This window comes from Geoalkalibacter subterraneus (assembly GCF_000827125.1).
In the GTDB taxonomy this organism is placed as follows: Bacteria; Desulfobacterota; Desulfuromonadia; order Desulfuromonadales; family Geoalkalibacteraceae; genus Geoalkalibacter_A; species Geoalkalibacter_A subterraneus.
Genome location: NZ_CP010311.1, coordinates 2,362,330 through 2,378,841, shown reverse-complemented (window position 1 = coordinate 2,378,841; position 16,512 = coordinate 2,362,330). Strand labels below are relative to the sequence as shown.

At 55.2% G+C, this 16,512-nt stretch carries 18 protein-coding genes; 15 read left to right on the top strand and 3 right to left on the bottom strand.

Annotation, left to right across the window (positions count from 1 at the left end; genetic code table 11):
• The first annotated feature begins 68 nt into the window (after nucleotides 1-68).
• From hpf to ahcY, 13 genes are all read left to right on the top strand, one after another.
• Nucleotides 69-617: a ribosome hibernation-promoting factor, HPF/YfiA family gene (hpf, locus tag GSUB_RS11060; protein WP_040200833.1), complete on the top strand. Its 549-nt coding sequence runs from the start codon at nucleotides 69-71 to the stop codon at nucleotides 615-617.
• A 114-nt stretch (nucleotides 618-731) separates the two neighbouring features.
• Nucleotides 732-1,193, top strand: coding sequence for a PTS sugar transporter subunit IIA (locus GSUB_RS11055; protein WP_040200832.1), 462 nt, complete (start codon nucleotides 732-734; stop codon nucleotides 1,191-1,193).
• Between the two features lie 68 nt (nucleotides 1,194-1,261).
• Nucleotides 1,262-2,236, top strand: a complete 975-nt coding sequence (gene hprK, locus GSUB_RS11050) for an HPr(Ser) kinase/phosphatase (RefSeq protein WP_040200831.1) — start codon at nucleotides 1,262-1,264, stop codon at nucleotides 2,234-2,236.
• Complete coding sequence (gene rapZ, locus GSUB_RS11045) at nucleotides 2,233-3,099, top strand: RNase adapter RapZ (protein ID WP_040200830.1); 867 nt, start codon at nucleotides 2,233-2,235, stop codon at nucleotides 3,097-3,099. Before hprK ends, rapZ begins: the two co-directional genes overlap by 4 nt.
• A gap of 3 nt (nucleotides 3,100-3,102) precedes the next feature.
• Nucleotides 3,103-3,504, top strand: a complete 402-nt coding sequence (locus GSUB_RS11040; protein WP_040200829.1) for a PTS sugar transporter subunit IIA — start codon at nucleotides 3,103-3,105, stop codon at nucleotides 3,502-3,504.
• A gap of 12 nt (nucleotides 3,505-3,516) precedes the next feature.
• On the top strand, nucleotides 3,517-4,008 hold the full coding sequence (locus tag GSUB_RS11035) for a PTS sugar transporter subunit IIB (protein ID WP_052464866.1): 492 nt from the start codon (nucleotides 3,517-3,519) through the stop codon (nucleotides 4,006-4,008).
• Nucleotide 4,009: 1 nt separating this feature from the next.
• Nucleotides 4,010-4,708, top strand: a complete 699-nt coding sequence (locus GSUB_RS11030; RefSeq protein WP_040200828.1) for a PTS sugar transporter subunit IIC — start codon at nucleotides 4,010-4,012, stop codon at nucleotides 4,706-4,708.
• 11 nt (nucleotides 4,709-4,719) lie between these two features.
• Nucleotides 4,720-5,484: a PTS system mannose/fructose/sorbose family transporter subunit IID gene (locus GSUB_RS11025; RefSeq protein ID WP_052464865.1), complete on the top strand. Its 765-nt coding sequence runs from the start codon at nucleotides 4,720-4,722 to the stop codon at nucleotides 5,482-5,484.
• 13 nt (nucleotides 5,485-5,497) lie between these two features.
• Entirely contained in the window at nucleotides 5,498-5,764 is a 267-nt protein-coding gene (locus GSUB_RS11020; protein WP_040200827.1) for an HPr family phosphocarrier protein, read from the top strand.
• 7 nt (nucleotides 5,765-5,771) lie between these two features.
• Nucleotides 5,772-7,529: a phosphoenolpyruvate--protein phosphotransferase gene (ptsP, locus tag GSUB_RS11015; RefSeq protein ID WP_040200826.1), complete on the top strand. Its 1,758-nt coding sequence runs from the start codon at nucleotides 5,772-5,774 to the stop codon at nucleotides 7,527-7,529.
• Nucleotides 7,530-7,616: 87 nt separating this feature from the next.
• Nucleotides 7,617-8,786, top strand: coding sequence for a methionine adenosyltransferase (gene metK / locus GSUB_RS11010; protein ID WP_040200825.1), 1,170 nt, complete (start codon nucleotides 7,617-7,619; stop codon nucleotides 8,784-8,786).
• Nucleotides 8,787-8,965: 179 nt separating this feature from the next.
• Complete coding sequence (locus GSUB_RS11005) at nucleotides 8,966-9,703, top strand: hypothetical protein (protein WP_052465074.1); 738 nt, start codon at nucleotides 8,966-8,968, stop codon at nucleotides 9,701-9,703.
• A 100-nt stretch (nucleotides 9,704-9,803) separates the two neighbouring features.
• Complete coding sequence (ahcY, locus tag GSUB_RS11000) at nucleotides 9,804-11,216, top strand: adenosylhomocysteinase (RefSeq protein WP_040200824.1); 1,413 nt, start codon at nucleotides 9,804-9,806, stop codon at nucleotides 11,214-11,216.
• A 19-nt stretch (nucleotides 11,217-11,235) separates the two neighbouring features.
• Here ahcY and GSUB_RS10995 read toward each other — a convergent pair whose 3' ends face one another.
• From GSUB_RS10995 to lptF, 3 genes are all read right to left on the bottom strand, one after another.
• Nucleotides 11,236-12,072: an IPT/TIG domain-containing protein gene (locus GSUB_RS10995; RefSeq protein WP_235269948.1), complete on the bottom strand. Its 837-nt coding sequence runs from the start codon at nucleotides 12,070-12,072 to the stop codon at nucleotides 11,236-11,238.
• A gap of 118 nt (nucleotides 12,073-12,190) precedes the next feature.
• Nucleotides 12,191-13,276 (bottom strand): LPS export ABC transporter permease LptG, encoded by a 1,086-nt coding sequence (gene lptG / locus GSUB_RS10990; RefSeq protein ID WP_040200822.1) that lies wholly within the window; start codon nucleotides 13,274-13,276, stop codon nucleotides 12,191-12,193.
• On the bottom strand, nucleotides 13,273-14,460 hold the full coding sequence (gene lptF / locus GSUB_RS10985) for an LPS export ABC transporter permease LptF (RefSeq protein ID WP_052464864.1): 1,188 nt from the start codon (nucleotides 14,458-14,460) through the stop codon (nucleotides 13,273-13,275). The genes lptG and lptF overlap by 4 nt, the downstream gene beginning before the upstream one ends.
• Nucleotides 14,461-14,669: 209 nt before the next feature.
• On the opposite strand from lptF, the gene rpsB reads away from it, so the two are divergent.
• Both rpsB and tsf read left to right on the top strand, forming a co-directional pair.
• Nucleotides 14,670-15,467 carry a 30S ribosomal protein S2 gene (rpsB, locus tag GSUB_RS10980; protein ID WP_040200821.1) on the top strand — a complete coding sequence of 266 codons (798 nt, stop codon included), beginning with the start codon at nucleotides 14,670-14,672 and terminating at the stop codon, nucleotides 15,465-15,467.
• 131 nt (nucleotides 15,468-15,598) lie between these two features.
• The gene (gene tsf, locus GSUB_RS10975) at nucleotides 15,599-16,510 is read left to right on the top strand and encodes a translation elongation factor Ts (protein WP_040200820.1); all 912 of its coding nucleotides are present in this window, start codon (nucleotides 15,599-15,601) and stop codon (nucleotides 16,508-16,510) included.
• The last annotated feature ends 2 nt before the right edge of the window (nucleotides 16,511-16,512 follow it).

Genomic DNA, 16,512 nt, shown 5'->3' with positions numbered 1-16,512 from the left:
CCGGCGTTAGCGGTTATAATATCAATAAGACTTCATTCGAAGATCGTTTCACATCAGGAGGTTGATTTATGCAGATTGCCGTGACGTTCAGACACATGGAAACCAGCGATCCTCTGCGCGATTACGCGGAAGAAAAACTCGAACGTGTCAAGAAGTACATCGAGGAGCCCATCGATGCACAGGTTGTCATGAGTGTCGAGAAGAAAATCCGCCACCGTGCCGAAGTATCCCTGGTCGCTAAAGGTGTGACGATTAAGGGCAGTGAAGAAACCAATGACATGTATGCGGCCATTGACGCGGTCGTAGACAAAATCGAGCGGCAATTGAAGCGTTATAAGGAAAAGCTCAAGAATCACAAGCCTTCTTCCGGGCGTGAGCGCCAGATCCGGAAATCGATTTTTGCAGCCGAAAGCTTTGAAGAGAGCGGCAAGGAGCCGGTCATCGTGCGCAGCCACAGCTTCCCGGTGAAGCCTATGTCCGTTGAAGAGGCGGTCATGCAGATGGACCTGATGCATAAGGATTTTCTGGTATTCACCGATGACGAATCAGAAGACATCAATGTTGTCTATCGCCGCAAAGATGGTAATTACGGCCTGATTATTCCTCAGGCATCTTGAATTTTTTGACATGGCCCGCGCAATGGGGGAAGGGGATCTGTTCTCTTCCCCCATTGCGTTGATTCGCTGCGAGACAGCCCGCGAATCGGGTCATCAGGAGCCCGACACATCATCATGAAAATTTCCGATATATTGCAACCCGGGGCGATCGTTGCCGACCTGCGGGCCGATGATAAGCCCAAAGTTCTGGAAACCTTGACCGATGCGCTGCTGTCGGTTGAAAAAGGGATCGATCGCGATGAGGTCATCCGCGTCCTGAAAGAGCGCGAACGGTTGGGGAGTACCGGAATCGGGGACGGCGTTGCCATCCCCCATGGCAAACTCAAGAAAATCGATCATCTCATGCTGTCCTTCGGACGCAGTCGGGGCGGTGTGGATTTTGATTCCATGGACGGGCGTCCGGCGCATCTCTTCTTTCTGCTGATTGCCCCTGAAGACTCCGTCGGCGTTCACCTCAAAACACTTGCCCGCATTTCCAAACTGCTCAAAAATATTCCAGCCCGGGAGAAGTTGATGGGGGCGGAGAGCACTGAGGAAATTCATCGTATCATTGCCGATGAAGAGCAAAACCTGTGACGTAGAGGCTTAAGCCTGTTAGACTACTGCTTTACTGATGGTATTCAACTCTTCTTGACCAGTGAGTTATGGCTGAACTCAGCATTAAAGAACTTCTCGGCGAAGAGGAAGCCGGTCTTGATCTTGAACTCCTGGCTGGAGAGGTCGGTTTGGAGAAGCGCGTCAGTATGCCGCGGATCCAGAAACCGGGGCTGGCTCTGGCCGGCTATACCACCAATCTTCACCCTGACCGCATCCAGGTTCTGGGGTCGACCGAATTGACCTACCTTGCCCAGCTTTCACCGGAAAAAGCCGGGCGAAACATCGCCAATATCTGTGCCCTTGATGTCTGTTGTTTCATCATTACCAAAGGACAGGACCCCCCTGAAACATTGATCAAGGAGGCGGCACAGCGTGGCATCCCGCTTCTGCGCACTCACCATCAAAGTTCCATTTTCATCTCCCTGATTACAAAATTTCTGGAAGAACGGTTGCTCCCCTCCACCATTACGCATGGCGTTCTGGTTGATGTGCTGGGTGTGGGCGTTCTGCTCATGGGCAAAAGTGGGATCGGCAAAAGTGAATGTGCGCTTGACCTGATTCTGCGCGGGCACCGGTTGGTGGCCGACGATGTTGTCAAAGTCAGATCGAAACTGCCCGCCGTTCTGTTCGGCGAGGGGATCGATCTGCTCCATTATCATATGGAGATCAGGGGGCTGGGAATTATCAACATCAAGCATCTGTTCGGGGTCGCCGCCATCCGCGAACGTAAAAAGATCGATCTGGTGATTGAACTGGTTGAGTGGGAGGCGGATTGCGAGTATGACCGGCTCGGCCTCGAAGAAGAAACGCTGACTCTGCTCAATATCCCGATTCCCCTGCAGCGTGTTCCGGTCAGACCGGGGCGCAACATTACCACGATTGTCGAGGTCGCGGCCCGCAACCAGCTTCTCAAGGAGATGGGATATCACAGCGCGCGCGAGTTTCAGGATCGCCTCGAACAGCGAATGGCCGAGACAGCACGTCTTCACTCCCACACGATCATTGGGGATAACCTGGAATGACAGATAAAAGGGTCTTGATTATCACCGGCCTGTCGGGTTCCGGCAAGTCCAGTGCCGCCAGTGTGCTGGAGGATGAGGGCTTTTTCGTGGTCGACAATCTACCGTTGGCCATGTTGCCCCGCTTTCTTGAGCTGACGGAACAGGGGGTGCGGTTCACCCCGAAAGTGGCGGTGGTGATCGACATTCGCAACCGGGACTTTCTCGCGGACTACGAATCGACCCTGAATGCGGTCCGACAGGCGGGTCATCCGCTGGAAATTCTATTCTTTGAAGCATCCGATCCGGTTTTGATCCGGCGTTACTCAGAGACCCGTCGCCGCCATCCGCTGGCCCGTCAGGAAGGCGTACTCGAAGGAATAACCCGGGAACGTGAACTGATGGCGGGGTTCAAGCGTCTCGCAACGAAGGTGTTCGATACCTCCGCCTTGACCGTTCATCAACTGCGTGACCAGGTTCAACAGTCTGTCCTCGGCGCTGACGGGCCTCTACCGCTGATGGTCAAGGTTCAGTCCTTCGGCTTTCGTTACGGGATTCCGGTCGAATCGGACCTTGTCTTTGATGTCAGGTTTCTTCCCAACCCCCATTTTATCGAAGCCCTGCGCCCGCAGACGGGCTTGAATCCGGGCGTGCGGGATTACGTCCTGCAGCAGGAGGCGGCCACGGAATTTCTGGTGAAGCTGCGTGACATGCTCGGGTTTCTTCTCCCTCATTATCGCCGGGAGGGGAAAAGCTACCTGACCATTTCCATCGGCTGCACTGGCGGACGACATCGCAGCGTCTCTATTGCCGAGGTGTTACGCCCTTTCCTTGCGGGGCAGGGGTTTGTGGTTGAGGTCGGCCATCGCGACATCGAGAAGAGGTGAAGTATGATTGGACTGGTGATCGCCAGCCATGCGGGATTAGCGCTGGAAATGCTGAGGGCGACCGAGATGATCGTCGGCCCCATCGAAGAGGCTGAAGCGGTCTGTATTCAGCGAGAGGACAGTGTTGAGGATGCGAGGTCGGCTCTTGCCGCCGCCATCGAAGCGGTGCGTGTTGATGGCGAAGGGGTTCTGATTATGACAGACCTGTTCGGCGGGACTCCTGCCAATCTGGCGATCTCTTTTTTGGAGCCGGGACAGATTGAAGTTCTCACCGGGGTCAACCTCCCGATGGTGTTGAAATTTTTCAATAGTCGTGAAGACCTGGACGTATCGCAGCTTGCAGCAATGCTCAAGGCTTATGGGCAGCAAAGCATGGCCCTGGCCAGTGATTTTCTTGATCGCTGAGGAGCACTCGCGATGAGCATCGTTCTGGCGCGTGTCGATAATCGCCTGGTTCACGGCCAGGTCCTTGAAGCCTGGGTGCCCCACACTCACGCAACCTGCATCCTGGTGGCAAACGATGAACTGGCTTCTTCCGCGATCAGGCGCATGATGGTGGAGGCTTCCGTGCCGCGGTCCCTCAAAGTGGTGGTCGGCACGGTGGATGAGATCAGTCGGGACCTGTCCAGCAGCACTCGGTTTTCCTCTTATCGCATTCTTCTGCTTTTTGCTTCCTCCTCGGACGCATTGCGTGCTCACCGGCAGGGGGTGCCCTTTACGCAACTCAATCTCGGCAATATGCACAAGGGAAAAGAGACGGTTGCTTTTTCCTGCACCATTCATCTGGACCGTGAAGACATTGAAAACCTTCGCCAGCTTGAGCGCGAGGGGGTGGAAATTGTCTCGCGGTGCGTGCCTGCGGATCGAGGACAGAACTGGAGAAAGCTGATCCGTAACATACCGGATTGATATGCCTTGGAGCGAATTTTTCACTGGGTCGCTGATTGCCGTTGTCCTCGGCCTTGATCGGACCGCGGCTTTTCAGCTTATGATTTCCCGCCCCATCGTCGCGGGCCCGTTGACCGGGTTTGTTCTCGGCGATGCATGGGTCGGTCTGCAGATCGGCGCCCTGGTCGAGCTGTTATGGCTGGGGAGACTTCCGGTTGGTGCCGCAATCCCGCCCGATGACACCCAGGTGACGGTGGCTGCGACGGTGCTCTCGGTTGCCGCCGCTTCCCGGTTTGATGGATCGCCCACCGCCTGGGCGCTTTTCTGCCTGTTGACGGCGATGCCCTTCGGTAAGGTGGGACAGATGTTCGATCGCTATGTGCGGGAGCGCAATGCCGATCTGCTGCGCCGTGTTGAAAAAGGGGTTGCCGCCGGACAGACGCATGCCATTGAAAAATGGCACTTGCTCGGTCTTGTCCATTTTGCCCTGGCGAGCTTTCTTGCATATGCAGGGATCGTTGTGCCGGGGTGGATCGTTATTTATCTGATCGGTCTCGATCTACTCGATACGGTGACACAGATGAAGGGATGGCTGCTGCTGGCATTTCCACTGGTGGGAACGGCAACAATTCTTGCCGCCATCAATGTCAGCCGTGCTGTGACGCTCTTCAGCGCTTCCTTTGTCACGGCTTTCCTTTTGATGTGGTTGATTCTGCCCTGAAGTGAGGGAGTATGACGCAACCCTGTACCATTAAACGGGTTCCTCGCGGGACTCTTCTGCGGGTCATGCTGCGCGCCTTTTTGCTGCAGGCCAGCTGGAATTTCGAGCGCATGCAGAACCTTGGGGCGCTCTATGTCATTGCCCCCGCCCTGCGTCACCTTTACCGTGGCGAGGATCTGTCAGCGGCCTGCGCACGCCACCTGGCGTATTTCAACACGCACCCCTATATGGCGTCTGCGGTTTTCGGCACCACGGTTGCCCTGGAGGAGACTGTCGCTGCCGGACAACAGCCGCCGGTCGGCCCGGCTGAGTTCAAGGAGATGGTCATGATCCCCTTCGCTGCCATGGGAGACGCCCTGTTCTGGGGAGGGATCCGGCCGTTGGCGGCGGTCGTTGCCCTGTTTTTTGCGTTCAAAGGGTCATTGTGGGCGCCCTTTGTTTTTCTGCTGTGTTTCAACCTGCCCCATCTCTGGACCCGGGTCGTCGGTTTCCGGCATGGTTATGGCAAAGGTGTGCGGCTGGTGGACGTGGTTCAGGGTCGCCACTTTCCGGACTTGGCCATTCGCGCCAAAGAAACCACCGTGGTTTTGCTGGGGGGGCTTGGCGCTTACCTGACTTTCATGCATATGAGGCAGATTCAGTTTTCCGCGGCATGGGGATTTCTTTTCCCCTTTCTGGTTGTCCTTCTGGGCTGGCTTGCGAGGAAGGGAGTTTCGAATCTGGTGCTGATTCTGGTGAGCACTCTGACTTTGATCGGCCTCGGCCTTTTTTTGTGAGGGAAATTTTTAGATGATCAACAAGGAATTTATCATAAAAAATAAACTTGGATTACACGCTCGAGCTGCGGCTCAGCTGGTTCAATCCTGCAATCGTTTTCGTTCCGAGATTACCGTCAAAAAAGATGCCGTTGAGGTCAACGGCAAGAGCATCATGGGAATCCTGATGCTGGCGGCCGCTCAAGGCAGCCGCATTACTCTGGTGATCGACGGTGACGATGAACAGCAAGCGATGGAAACCCTGGGACAGTTGATCAATGACGGATTCGGAGAACTCTAACATCCCGATGGATACTTTTCTGGTGGGCCTCGGTGTTTCACCCGGGATTTCCATCGGTGAAAGCTTCCTCTACAACCGCGCGCGTCGCGGGATCGTCGACCGGCGCGTGCCGGCCAAGCAGGTTCCGGATGAGATTGCCCGGTTTCGCCGGGCGCTGGAAGATTCCCGGCGTCAGTTGCTTGAACTCAAAGCCAGCGTTACCTCTGCCCGCTTGCGTGACCATGTCTATATCATCGATACTCATCTGCTCATCCTTGAAGATGAAATGCTTGTGGACGGCACGATCGAGCACATCGAGCAGCACAGCCTCAATGCTGAAAGCGCCCTGAAGCGTACCCTGGATAAATTCCGCGAATTCTTCGATTCCATCGAGGATGAATATCTGCGCGACCGCCGCAGTGACATCGATTCCATCGGCGAACGCCTGATGCGAAACCTTCTTGGTGAAGGGGAGAAGAATCTCAGCGAAATCGAGCGCAAAGCCGTTGTCGTCGCACACCAGCTTTCTCCCGCGGACACCATGCAGATCGACCGGGAGAAGGTGACCGGCTTTGTGACCGATGTCGGTGGGCGGACCTCGCATACGGCAATTCTTGCCCGCTCGCTTGAAATCCCCGCAGTCATCGGCCTTGAAAATGTCAGCGCCCTGGTGCGGCCTGGAACACCGATTGTCATCGACGGCAACGCCGGCACAGTCATCCTGAATCCGAGCCCGGAAACGTTCAAAGAATATCTGGCCAAAAAGCAGGCTTTTGAATACCTGGAAAAGGAACTTGAAAGCTATCGCGATCTTCCGGCAGAGACGACGGACGGGCATCTCGTTGTATTGCGCGGCAATATCGAGCTGAGCCAGGAAATCCCCGCAGTAATCGCTCATGGTGGAGAAGGGATCGGTTTGTTTCGAACCGAATTTCTTTTTCTCAACCGGTCGGAGCCGCCCTCGGAAGAGGAGCAGTTCAAGGTTTATCGCGACATGGTGCAGAAGATGATTCCTGCACCTGTGACGATACGCACCCTTGATGTGGGCGGGGACAAATTTGTGCCCGAAATCAACCTGGCCGACGAAGCCAACCCCGCAATGGGACTCAGGGCCGTCCGGTTTTCCCTTAAAGAACGCCGTTTATTCAAGCAGCAGCTGCGCGCTATCCTGCGTGCCTCGGCTTTCGGGTGTACTCGCATCATGTTTCCCATGATCAGTGGGGTCGCTGAAATGCGACAGTGCCGTGCTCTTCTTGACGAAGTCTGTGCAGAACTGCTGCAGGAAAACCAACCCTTTGATGAAGATGTGGAAATCGGCATCATGATCGAAACGCCTTCCGCCGCGTTGGTCGCAGATCTGCTGGCGGAGGAGGTCGATTTCTTTTCCATCGGCACCAATGATCTCATCCAGTATTGCCTTGCGGTCGATCGCGGCAACGAGCACGTTGCCTACTTGTACGAGCCCCTTCATCCGGCCATTCTGCGTGCGATTAAACTGGTCTGTGATGCCGGGCGTCGCGCCGGGATCCGGGTCGGCATGTGCGGAGAGATGGCGGCCGAGCCTCTGTATGCGCCCATTCTGCTTGGATTTGGCTTTACGGAACTGTCCATGAACGCAGCCTGCATTCCCCGCGTTAAACGGGTCATTCGCCAGATCAGCCGTCAGGTGGGTGTCGATGTGCTGGAACAGCTTCTGAAGCTGCCCACGGCTCATGAGGTGAATCGCTACATGGAAGAGGACATGGCGCACCGCTTTCCCGATATATTCGGCCCGCCTGCAATCTGATTGGTCGTCTGAATTTCTTGACTTTTTTAAGCCGATCGCGTAGTTAGGTAATTTTTTATATCGTTTGCTCAGCAAAGGAGAAACCCCATGGGTATGACTGATTTTCTTTTTACTTCCGAGTCCGTGACCGAGGGGCACCCCGATAAAGTTGCCGACCAGGTTTCCGACGGAATCCTTGACTCTATCCTGGCTCAGGATCCGAATGCACGTGTCGCCTGCGAAACCATGGTGAGCACGGGCATGGCGGTTATCGCCGGTGAAATCACCACAACAGCCCGCGTTGATTATGCGGATGTGGTGCGCGAGACAATCAAAGAGATCGGCTACGATGACAGCGCCATGGGGTTCGACTATGAGACCTGTGCGGTGCTGACCAGCATTGATCGTCAGTCTCCCGATATCTCCCAGGGGGTCACGGAAGGCGAGGGCATGTATAAAGAGCAGGGCGCTGGAGACCAGGGGCTGATGTTCGGCTACGCCTGCAACGAGACACCGCAGCTCATGCCGATGCCCATCGTTTTCGCCCACGGTCTGACCAAACGCCTGTCAGAGGTACGCAAATCCGGCCTGCTGACCTTCCTGCGCCCCGACGGCAAGGCGCAGGTTTCTGTGCAGTATATCAATGGCAAGCCGATTCGTGTCGATGCCGTGGTTGTCTCTTCCCAGCATGCGCCTGACGTGACCTACGAAACCCTTCGCGAAGGCATTGTGGAAGAGGTGGTCAACAAGGTCATCCCGGCGGAATTGCTGGATGAAAACACCAAGTATTTCATCAATCCGACGGGGCGTTTCGTGGTCGGCGGGCCTATGGGTGACTGTGGTTTGACGGGACGTAAAATCATTGTCGATACCTACGGCGGGCAGGGCTCCCATGGTGGCGGTGCTTTTTCCGGCAAGGATCCGTCAAAGGTCGACCGCAGCGCCTCCTATATGGCGCGCTATGTTGCCAAGAATGTGGTGGCTGCAGGTATTGCGGACAAGTGCGAGGTACAGTTGGCATACGCCATCGGCGTCGCCGAACCGGTTTCGGTCATGATCAACACTTTCGGCACCGGCCGCATTGAATCCAACGATATTGCCCGTATCGTGCGCGAAGAGTTCGATATGCGCCCCCGCGCCATTATCGAAACGCTGGATCTTTTGCGCCCCATTTACCGAAAAACTGCGGCTTATGGGCATTTCGGTCGATCTGAAGCTGACTTCACCTGGGAAAAAACAGACCGGATCGACTCGCTGCGCAAACGCGCCGGTCTTTAATCCTTGCCTCAATTGAGTGATAAAAAACGGACCTTTTCGGAGGTCCGTTTTTTTTGCAACGGGAGAAAAGTTGCTGATTGCAACGAGGGTCGTTATCATTATGGGGGCGGAACATTTCAGCCCAAGACTGACGCAATGGCCGGATGATCGATCCGGTCTTTCACCAGGGAGAAACGGATATGACTATTCAGAAGAAGATCGGTGGGTTGCTCGCTTTGGCGGTTCTCACGCTGCTTTTTTCCTGTAACACCTATAAAAGTCAGGAAGTTGGGTTCAAGATTCCTTCTGCCTATCCCAACATGCAGGTCATGGCGGGCGCTCAGGTTGCCGCCCAGGCTTACCCTGACAAAAGCGCGGCTGAGGATGCGTTCGGCTTTGATATTGTCAATGCCGGGATTGAGCCTGTTCAGGTCGTGATCGACAACCAGGGGGAGACCTCCCTGCGTATTGTCCCTGAACAGACCTTTCTTATTGACGCGCAGGGTGTTTTGTGGAATGTGCTTGACAGCCGTTCAGCCTACGAACGGGTCGAAAAGAGTTCCGAATACTCCCGGATTGCCGGCAGCGCCGGGCGCAGCGGAGTGCTGGGTGCAACTGGCGGCGCTCTTCTTGGGGCCGCGATCGGTGTGTTGACCGGTGAAAATGTCGGCACAGCCGCTGCCAAGGGTGCGGCCCTCGGCGGCGCCGGAGGCGCTGTTTTCGGTGGCGCTCAGGAGCTGGGGGACAATGACGCCGGACGTCGCATTGCGCGTGATCTCGGCAACAAAGAGTTGCGTAACGAGGCGATTGATGCCGGAATTCTGGGGCGGGGTTTCCTGTTTTTCCCTGCTGAAGCCGATACGCCCGCCCAGCTTCGCCTTCAGTTAAAAGAGTTGCAGAGTGGCCGTTTGCACACCGCAACCTTCTCTCTGCAATAAACATTGATTCGTATTCGACTTCATCTCGAAATCATCCAGCGATAGCCGGACACGCTCAAGCGGTTATTTCACTTTAAAAGCACTAAAGGAGATCTACAACATGCAGAAAAGTTCAACATCCAGCCCGGAATATATTGTTCATGATATCGGCCTTGCCGACTGGGGTCGCAAGGAGATGAACATTGCCGAAACGGAAATGCCCGGGCTGATGGCTATCCGCCAGGAATACGCTGAAAGCAAGCCGCTGCGCGGAGCTCGTATCGCCGGCTCACTGCACATGACCATCCAGACCGCGGTGCTGATCGAAACCCTGGTGGCGCTTGGTGCCGAGGTGCGCTGGGCCTCATGCAACATCTTTTCAACCCAGGACCATGCCGCGGCGGCAATTGCTGCCCAGGACATCCCGGTGTTTGCCTATAAAGGGGAATCGCTGGAAGAGTATTGGGATTTCACCCATCGCATTTTCGACTGGGAAGACGGTGAGAAAGCCAACATGATTCTCGACGATGGCGGTGATGCGACCTTGTTGCTGCACCTGGGATGTGCTGCGGAAAAAAACCCCTCCGTCACATCCAACCCGACCTGTGAGGAAGAGCGTTATCTTTTTGCCGCCATCAATAAGCGGCTCGCATCTCAGCCTGATTGGTACTCACGGGTTGCAGGAAATATCCGGGGCGTGACCGAAGAGACGACCACCGGTGTTCATCGTCTCTACCAGATGCATCAGGAGGGACGGCTTCGTTTCCCGGCCATCAACGTCAACGACTCGGTGACCAAAAGCAAGTTCGACAATATCTACGGGTGTCGCGAGTCCCTGGTGGACGGCATCAAGCGCGCCACCGACGTGATGATTGCCGGCAAGGTCGCTGTCGTCTGCGGTTACGGGGAAGTCGGCAAGGGCTGTGCCCAGGCATTGCGGGGATTGCAGGCCCAGGTCTGGGTGACGGAAATCGATCCTATCTGCGCCTTGCAGGCTGCCATGGAGGGCTACAAGGTTGTGACTATGGAGTACGCGGCGGATAAAGCCGATATTTTCGTAACCACCACCGGCAATATCAATGTCATTACCCACGACCACATGGTACAGATGAAGAACAACGCCATCGTGTGCAATATCGGTCATTTCGACAATGAAATCGAGGTGGCCGCCATGCGCCAGTATGAATGGGAAAATATCAAGCCGCAGGTTGATCACATCATCCTGCCGGACGGGCGGCGCATCATTCTCCTGGCTGAAGGGCGACTGGTCAACCTGGGCTGCGCCACCGGCCATCCCTCCTATGTCATGTCGTCATCTTTCGCCAACCAGGTCCTGGCACAGATTGAATTGTGGAACCATCCCGACCGCTATCCCATCGGAGTCTATATTCTGCCGAAGTATCTGGATGAAAAGGTGGCGCGGCTGCAACTCACCAAACTTGGGGCCATGCTGACTGAGTTGAGTGACGAGCAGGCCGGTTACATCGGTGTCCCGAAAGAAGGCCCGTACAAGCCGGAACATTATCGCTATTAAGTCCTGGCTGCGTGATCAGTCAAGGCATGGTCGCATGGAACACCGGGCTCTGTTCGCCGCCGGGGTTGACCACCTGGAGTGATATGCGGCGCAGTTCCCGTGAGACCGGGTAGCGGGTGTAGATCAAGGTGGTGCAGTCGACGTATTCAAGGGCATCAGCGCCCGGGCGTTGCTGCGCCGCCTTTTCCACCCGCTTCCCATTAACCCGCAGGTGGGAGTCGTATTGGAAATTTTTACCGGTCAGAATGACCTGGTAGGAATTGACATGATCCTCTCCGGATGAAGCGGAGTGGATTTCGGGTATGCTGTTGACCCGCAGTGCCTGGGGCAGTGTTCTGCTGCCATCGGGGTTGACCACCTGCAGAAGGTGACGCCCGCCTTCGAGTTCGGGAAGCTGCACAACGATCTGCTCTGCAGTAATCTGTTGCGGTTGAATTGCGGCATCGTCCAGCAGGACCTGTGCTTCGGTATGGAAATTCCGGCCTTCGATGGTGATGCGCCGCTCGCCGTCCAGCGAGCAGATGTCGATGTCCGATGGCGATACTTCATGGACCCAGGGTGCGGGATCTGTAACGCGGAAGAAAAAAACGGAATCGTTGCTTTCTTGCCCATCCCTGACGGTGATGCGGTAATCTCCCGCCGGTACCTCCGGAACCAGGAAGGTCACACGACTTTCCGACAGGAGCCGTGGGGAGAGTGCCTCACCTCCGAATTCGATCCGGCTTTCAGGGCTGAAAGGCCCCCCCTTCAAAGTCACCTTTGTGCCTGGTTCCCCGGTGTTCGGTGCCAGGGAGACAATTTCGGCTGAAAAGCTCGAAACACTCAGAAAACTTACCAATAATATCAAAGCCGACATCATCCGGTGCATGGCAACCTCCCTGTTTTTGGTGCGGCACTTCCGCACTGAGATCGTGGCAGACAGTCAAGCAGATTGTCAGCATTTGGCAAGCGATGGCCCCCGGGCGTGACGTGTGTCAGGCCGATGTCTCTCTCATCAGCAGCCAAAGTCCGAACAGCAGAAATATCAGGTTGGTCACCCAGGCGGCGACGATGGCGGGCAGCAGTTCAGCATAGCCCAGGGCGAGGCATATGGCCTGGAGAACATGATAGCCGAAACCGATGGCTATGGTGATGGCCACTCCAAGAGCGATGCTGCTGCCGCGCCTTCTCTGCAGGGCAAAGGGTATGCCGATAAATGCCATGATCAGGGCGGCAAAGGGGGAAGCCAGGCGATTATGCATATCGACTCGCAAGCGGGTTGAATCGTAGCCTTCAGCGCGCAGCTTTCGGGCATGAGAGCGCAGCTGCTTGAAATTCATCTCTTCTGCTTTCCGTTCAACAATCCGAAAATCCTGCGGAGACTTATCCAGCGGCAGAAATTGCTGGTCAAGGCGCACTGTCTCGCTCATTTCCCCACTTTCCGGATTGAAACGGTAGAGCAGACCGCCCTCAACCTGCCAGCCCCCTTCATTGAATGTTGCCTGGTCCGCTGAAAACCGTTCAAGAAGTCTGAAATCTTCGTTAAAGCGAAAAAGGGACACGCCATTGAGTTGTTCCCGATCAGGATCGGCTGTCTGGATGTTGATGATCCTGTTGCCTTCGCGCAGCCACAGCCGGTCGCTTTTAAAAGACAGGCTTTGTTCCCCTTTGATTTGTGCGTCCCAGATGTGGTTCATGGTGCGGACACTGGAATGAACCAGGTTTTCGTTGACCAGCAGTAGAAGAAGAGAAATCATCCAGGCGGTTGCGATCAGGGGCGCTGCTATGCGTGCCAGGCTGACGCCACCCGCATGCAGGGCTGTTAATTCGCTGGTGCGGGCCAGCCCGCCAATGGTCATAAAAACCGCCATCAGGACTGCCATCGGACAGACCTGGGAGAAAATCAGGGGAATTTTCAAGGCAAAATAGGAAAGAGAAAGGTCCAGTCCCGCCTTGTATTCAAGAAGATCGTCGACTTTTTCAAAAAAATCGATGAGCAGGTAGAGCCCGATGAAAGTGGTCAGGGCCAGAATGAAGATATGGAAAAAACTTTTCAGAAGATAGCGGTTGATGCGGTTCAATCAAGCCTCCTGCGCCTGATTCGTTGTAACTGGCGTCGCTTCCATTCATCGAAACGCTCAAAGGCGGTCATTTTTTTCTCCTGCGCCGTAAAGTGCAGCAGCCAGATCCCCGAGATCAAAAAGGCGATGTTGGGCAGCCACATGACAAGCCAGGGCGGCATGATCCCCTCGGCTCCCAATGCCTGGGCAAAAGAAAAAAGCAGGTAGTAAGCAAGAAAGACCATCAGAGCGAGGGCAAAGCCGCCGCCTCGTCCCGATCGCCGCGACTGAATCCCGAGAGGAATGCCGATGATGGCAAGCAGGGTCGCCGCCGGCGCAAGAGCCAGGCGCTGATGGTGCTCGACAAGATAGGCGTTGCGCTGCGTTCCTTCGGACTCTGAAATCAGCGATTGCAGTTCGCTGAAGCTCAATTCACTTTCCTTGACCCGACGCTCGCTGATGTCACGCAGTTGAGAGCCAAGATCGAGCTGAACGTCGTAGCTGTCAAAGTCGATAATCTGATAGGCCTCATCTTTTTTGCGGTCAAGTTGCCGGTGTATGGTGCCATCGCGCAGGCGAAGGTTCAGGGTCAGTTTATCGGGGTCAGGAATGGCCCGCCCCTGATCGGCGATGATGATTGATGGCTCCTGCGCCATACGTTGATCCGAAATGAACAGGCCCTTCAAAAGGCCGCTATTATCCTCGACATCATTTGCGTAGAGCACGAGTCCATCAAACTCATCGTTGAATACCCGGGGTTCGATGCCAATGGTCGCGCGATTGTGGGCGATATGAAACACCTGCTCTTTGAAGGCGCGTTTGCCGTGCGGATGAGCCCAAACCGACAGCACTCCGGTGGCCAGGCTGACAACGAGGCTCAGCGCAAGGACAGGCTTTGACATGTCATAAAGACTGATGCCCGATGATTTAAGGGCGATGATCTCGGAGTCGGTAGAAAGCCTGCCGAAGCCGAGAAGAACACCCAGCAGGAATGCGAGGGGCAGGGTCAGGACCAGAAAAGAGGGCAGCAGAAAGACAAACAGCTTGATGATGTCTATAAGCGGCACGCCCTTGTTGAGAACAAGCTCCACCAGTCGCAGCAGGCGTCCCATCAACAGAATGAATGTGAAGATCGCCAGCCCCAATGCGAAAGGAGCAAGAATTTCACGCAGGATATAGCGGTGTCGCGCGGCAAAGAGTCCCATAGCGCGAAATATTAGTCCAGTTCTTCACCCTTGTAAACCGCCAAATTGCCTATTTTTTACTTGCAGTAGCCGCTTTCCACATGATATAGACTTGTGGTTATTCATTACGCACGTCCTTGGATTGTTTTCGTGGGGTGCCGGCAGGCGACCGGTCGCGAAAGTTGCGAAGAGGACGGAGGAACATTAACCCGCAAAACAGGAGAAACACCATGGCTCACGTTTCAATGAAACAACTGCTTGAAGCCGGTGTCCATTTCGGACACCAGACCCGTCGCTGGAACCCGAAAATGAAGCCTTACATTTTTGGCGCCCGCAACGGTATTTACATTATCGACCTGCAGAAAACGGTTCGCTACTTCAGAACCGCTTACAATTTTCTGTCCGAAACAGTCAAAAACGGCGACAAGATCCTCTTTGTCGGCACCAAGAAACAGGCGCAGGATTCCATCAGCGAGGAAGCGCAGCGCTGCGACCAGTATTTTGTCAACAACCGCTGGCTCGGCGGCATGCTGACCAACTTCGTGACGATCAAGGGGAGTATCGATCGCCTCAAGAAGATTGAGGCCATGGCCGAGGACGGCACTTATGACCTGCTGACCAAGAAGGAAGTTCTGCAGCTCGAACGTGAGCGCGCAAAGCTCGAAAGAAGTCTCGGCGGCATCAAAAGCATGACCAAGCTTCCCGGTGCCTTGTTTGTGATCGACCCCAAAAAAGAGCACATCGCGGTCAAAGAAGCCCGCAAACTCGGCATTCCGGTCGTAGCGGTGGTTGACACCAACTGCGACCCTGACGATATTGACTACATCATCCCCGGCAATGACGATGCGATTCGCGCCATTCGCCTGTTTGCCTCACGCATGGCAGATGCCTGTCTTGACGGCGTCAAAAATCGTGAAGCGGAACTCCGGGCCGAGGCCGAAGGTGCCGAGGCGGATGAAGAGCAGGCGGCCGAGGCAGCTGCTGCCGAAAAGGAAGAATCCGCTGCGACTCCGGCTGCCGGGGCCTGAAGTCTTTTCGTTTGACCTAAAAGGGCGGTTTCCTGCATGGAGCCGCCTTTTTTAAGCTTTTCCCAAGATTTTGTTCAGAAATTTCTATTCCGGCGGTTCGCCGCCGATAAATAAATCTGGAGGTTTGCACTGTGAGTATCACTGCTTCGATGGTAGCTGAGCTGCGCGAAAAAACCGGCGCCGGCATGATGGACTGCAAAAAAGCGTTAACTGAAGCTGGTGGCAATATGGAGGAAGCGGTCGATCTGCTGCGCAAAAAAGGTCTTTCCGCCGCCGCCAAAAAATCCGGCAGGGTTGCCGCTGAAGGACTGGTCGCTGCAGCTGGTGAAGGAGCCATGGGCGTACTGGTAGAAGTTAACGCCGAGACGGACTTTGTGGCCAAAAACGAGGCTTTCCAGGGGTTCGTTTCTTCCGTGGCCCAGGTTGTTCTTGAAAATTCCCCGAACGATGTTGACGCCCTTAATGCGCTGCCTTTTCCCGGGACCGAGCGCAACGTCGCTGAAGAATTGACTCACCAGATTGCCACCATCGGCGAAAATATGAATATTCGCCGTTTTGTTCGTTTTGAAGCAAAGCCCGGCACAGTCGCTTCTTATATTCATGGCGGCGGCAAGATCGGGACCCTGGTTGAGCTTCAGACCGAAAAAGGTAGCGAAGAAGCGGTTTCTGCCCTCGCCCGTCAATTGGCCATGCATGTCGCTGCGGCCAACCCGCAGTATCTGAGCCGCGATGAAGTGCCGGAAGATGTGGTTGCCCGTGAAAAAGAGATTATGGCGACCAAGGCCAAGGAGAGCGGGAAGCCCGAGAACATCATCCCGAAAATTGTTGAGGGTCAGCTTGGAAAGTTTTTCGGCGAGATCTGCCTCCTGGAGCAGGCTTATGTCATCGATCCCGATCTGAAGGTCGAGAAAGTTGTCGCTGATCTGGCAAAGCAGATTGGCGCCGAAGTCAGGTTGACCCGTTTTGCCCGCTACCAGCTTGGAGAAGGTCTGGAGAAAAAGGCCGATGATTTCGCAGCTGAAGTCGCAGCTCTGAGCAAGTAGAA